This is a genomic window from Protofrankia sp. Cr1, assembly GCF_963555865.1.
Taxonomy (GTDB): Bacteria; Actinomycetota; Actinomycetes; order Frankiales; family Frankiaceae; genus Protofrankia.
The window spans coordinates 1-3,730 of record NZ_CAUVXO010000501.1; the positions used below are offsets into that span (position 1 = coordinate 1).

3 protein-coding genes and 1 pseudogene are annotated in these 3,730 nt (G+C 65.3%); 2 read left to right on the forward strand and 2 right to left on the reverse strand.

All coding sequences use genetic code 11. The annotated features are described in order from the left end of the window. A pseudogene (locus tag U9980_RS24585) lies at window positions 1-205 on the forward strand (TetR/AcrR family transcriptional regulator); the annotation flags it as partial. A 538-nt stretch (window positions 206-743) separates the two neighbouring features. Here the strand turns inward: U9980_RS24585 and U9980_RS24590 are convergent. Continuing rightward, a complete protein-coding gene (locus U9980_RS24590; RefSeq protein WP_322770104.1) occupies window positions 744-863 on the reverse strand; it encodes a helix-turn-helix transcriptional regulator in 120 nt (39 codons plus the stop codon). Between the two features lie 73 nt (window positions 864-936). On the opposite strand from U9980_RS24590, the gene U9980_RS24595 reads away from it, so the two are divergent. Continuing rightward, window positions 937-1,443: a hypothetical protein gene (locus U9980_RS24595; RefSeq protein WP_416210390.1), complete on the forward strand. Its 507-nt coding sequence runs from the start codon at window positions 937-939 to the stop codon at window positions 1,441-1,443. Window positions 1,444-1,564: 121 nt separating this feature from the next. Here the strand turns inward: U9980_RS24595 and U9980_RS24600 are convergent. Next, a partial coding sequence (locus tag U9980_RS24600) for a DEAD/DEAH box helicase (protein WP_322770106.1) occupies window positions 1,565-3,730 on the reverse strand: 2,166 nt, incomplete at its 5' end.

The window sequence follows — 3,730 nt, forward strand, 5'->3', positions numbered from 1 at the left end:
GCAGCGCGCCTACGTCGAGACATGGGCGTCGGTCCTGCGCCAGATCGACTGCCGCCTCGGCGTCGCGGAGAGCCGCGCGCGGGCGCATGCGTTGTTCGGACTACTGAACTCCACGCCACACAGCGCCACCGAGGTGGACCGCGAGACGATGGCGGCCATTCTGCGGGACATGAGTCTGCGGGCAGCCCGTGGCGACCATCGCTGACCGCTGACCGCTGACCGACCTTCGGGCATGAGGGCGCCGGCGAGATCTCGGACGGAGCCATCGCGCGACGGTCCCAGTTCATCGAGGCAAACCGGAACATCGCCTTCCTCGACCTCATCCGAGCGTGATCGGTTCTGATCACATGGTGGTGGCGCGATTCCGCGGAGTGCTACTTCCGGTTTTTACGTACTGTTCGCCGCAGTTGTACGCGGCGAGCGTGAGCTGAACAAATCCGTTGTCGTCGGCGACGAGCGAGCACAGGAGACACCCCAAGGCAGGGCGGGTTCAAACGGTTATAGCGACGCTCCAATAGGATGATCTCGGTAGCGTCGACAGGCTGGATGGTGGAGGGGAGTTTCCCGCTCGCCGTGCCGGGTGGGTGGGGTCTGATGGCCGACGCGACGGTGGTCTCAACATTCGGTAGAAAACCTGGATCGTCGGCCGGGCGTGAGATCCCCCGACTCGGGGCTTGCGGTTATGCCACGTGGGTGTCGGTGCCGCGCAGGATGTACAAGTCGTCGCCGAAGCCGGCAGAGATCTAGATGTGGCCGCCGAGGGCCTGGACGTAGCGGGCGATAGCCTCGACGGTGGAGACCTCGCCGCGTTCGATCTGGGAGACCCGGCTCTTGGTGACGCCAATCCGTTCCGCGACGCCCACGGGGATGTCCCCTTGGCCTTGTCGAGAGAGGAACCCGGGTGTGGGTCGAGGTGGGTGCTGGCACTATGTGGACGTGCCTGATCTATTGTGGGATGACGTCAGGGAATGGTTTGACCCGGAGGAGAATGGGTCGCTGCCGGACGTGCATGTGCCGGACACGACGATCGCCGACTGGCAGGCCGTCGTGGATCTTGTCCGGTCCCGGGGGTGGGCTTACGAGTATTCGGTGGACGGGCGGGTGGTTCGGTTGCCGCACCGGGTCGAGGACATGCTGAATCGGCGAAATGGGCGGGCTGGGATGTTGAAGGTTTGGCTCGCACCGGACGTTCTTGCGATCTTTCGACCGTACGTGCTCGAGCGGATCGACTTCGATGTTGATCTGCGGCAGTTGCAGGGCCAGGATCGGCTGGACGTGTTGTGCCAGTTCATGCGGGCGATCGGCCGCGCACTCGGCAAGCCGGTGGTGCTGACCCCTGAGGGCTGTGACACCGTGCCGCTGATCGGATACGAGTTGCGATCTGACTGTGTAGTGGTGCTGGCCGGGGTTTGGTCAAGTGGTAGCGGCGACGTGGTGGGCTGACCGGGGCTGGAACGGGTCTTGGCGTGCAGAATGACCATGCCGGTTAACCCGGCGTCATGCAGCCTTGATAGGTTCGAGGCGGGCGGCGAGTAGGTTGTGAACTGAATCCCGCTTTCCCATTTCACATGGCGAGGTCTGCGAGCCCGAGCCTCATCTGCTCCGTTTCGACGACGTGGCGCGCCATGTCGACGTCGGAAATGTCGATCGCATCCGGGTCGGCTCCGATCTCGCTGTCGCGAGCGTATGCGTCGAACAGCCGCTTCTTCTCCGCCAGTACCTCGAGCATGCGCTGGTCGACGCTGTCGGTGATGAGAATCCGGTGCACCTGGACCGAGCGCACCTGGCCCATGCGGTGGCAGCGCTTGACCGCTTGTTCTTCCATCGCCGGTTTGACCTGCGGCTCGCAGAGGATGACCACCGAGCCTGCCTGGATGTTCAGACCGACTCCGCCGGCCTCGATCTGGCTGACCAGCACCGCAGGGCCGGCGGTGGCGGAGAACTCATCGACCATCCGCTGACGGTCGGTCGGTGGTGTGGAGCCGGTGAGCGGCCCCACAACTGTCGCAGCCGGGACGGCCGCCGCGAGAGCACGGACCACGACGTCGATCACGCCGCGGAAGTAGGAGAAAATGACAACCTTCCGTCGATTGTCGGTGGACTCCGCCACGATCTCCAGAAGGCGGCGAAGCTTACTCGAGGAAGACCGCTCGCCGGTGCGGTAGGCAGCCTGGCGCATTGCCATCGGATTGCCCTCGGCGACAGCCCGACGGTAGACCGCGAAGTCCTCGGGCCCGAACTCCTCCCATTCATCGGTCATCACCAGGTCGGGTAGTTCTGAAAGCACGTCCTCGGTATTACGTCGTAGGTAGGCAGGCGCGACCTGCTTACGGAAGAGCGACGGTGAGCCGATGGTGTGCAAGCCGTTGAGACTCGGCACCAGGTGTGGCTGTAGATAGTCGATAAGATTCTTGAATTCCTCGACCCGGTTCTGCAGCGGGGTACCAGTCAAAAAGAGTACCCGTTCGGCGCGTTCGGTGAGGACGCGCACGGCCTTCGACCGCTGGGCGGCGGGGTTCTTGACGTAATGGGCCTCGTCCACGACGAGCATGGCGATTCCCAGGCCGTCGGGGATCGCCAGCGCCTTCAGGGACTCGAAGGTGGTGATCCCGACGTCGCCGTGTCGTACCCAGGCGGACAGGTTCGCAGCCCGCTCTGAGCCGTGCAGCCGGTGCGCTCGCAGTATGCTCCGCGCCGGGACCTCACGAAGCCAGTTGATCAGTACGGACGCGGGGCAGACGACGAGGAAATGGGTCTTGCCGGTCGCCCTGAGATGGGCGAATGCCGCGATGGCCTGGATCGTCTTGCCGAGACCCATCTCATCCCCGATGATCACTCGCCGTTGTACAAGGGCGAAGCGTGCCCCGAAGGACTGGTAGCCGCGCAGCGACACCTCGCGAAAGGTGTCGTCGAGCCGCTGCTCGCGAACACGCGCAGTGATCTCGGCGGGCAGGAAACCCTCGACCGCGTCGACGTCGAGGTTGAGATCGACGACCTCGCCGAGCAAGCCGTAGTACTCGGCTGCCCGACGCTCGAAGTCGGCCCAGACGCCGTCGGGTTCTGCTGAATGGCGGACCAGTTCGACAGCCCGCGCAAGCTGGTTGGGCAGGTCCGTCGCGTCGACGCCGATCAGGAGCTCCTGGAGCCGTCCGAGGGCGACGAGTGCCTCGTCGCGGCGTTCCTTGCCGGCGAGGAGCATCCGGATCCTGCCGCGGCTGGTGCGGGCCGCACGGAGCAGGTCCGGTAGGTCGTCGCGGAGCTTGCCGGCGGGTGTGCGTACGGCCGCAAGTCCGCCGCGGTCAGCCTGGTCGAACCGGCGTAGCGCTACCAGCAGCGCAGTGCTGCGCGGGTTATCCGGGTCGAGGTCGACGCGGACCGCAAGGCTTTCCTCAATGGCGGTCGCAATCTGCTGGGCGGCGCCGAGGACCTGTTTCGCGGTCTGTTCACCGATACCGTCGATCGTCTGCAGCGCACCAGGCGGCGCCTCACAGACCTCCAGGACAGTCGTAATGCCACTGCGTTCGAGAACTCCCAGGCGGAGACGACCGTCCGTACTGTCTCGTAGCCGGCCGATCGGGATCGTCGCCAGCTCGCGGCGCACCATCTCCGCACGCAGGGTCCGGAACGCGTCGCCGACGTCGGCGCGCAGCGCATCATCCGCATCGAGCACCTCGTCAGCGAGTTGATGCAGCTCCCGAGCACGGCGGAGTAGATCGCGGGCCCGAGAGCC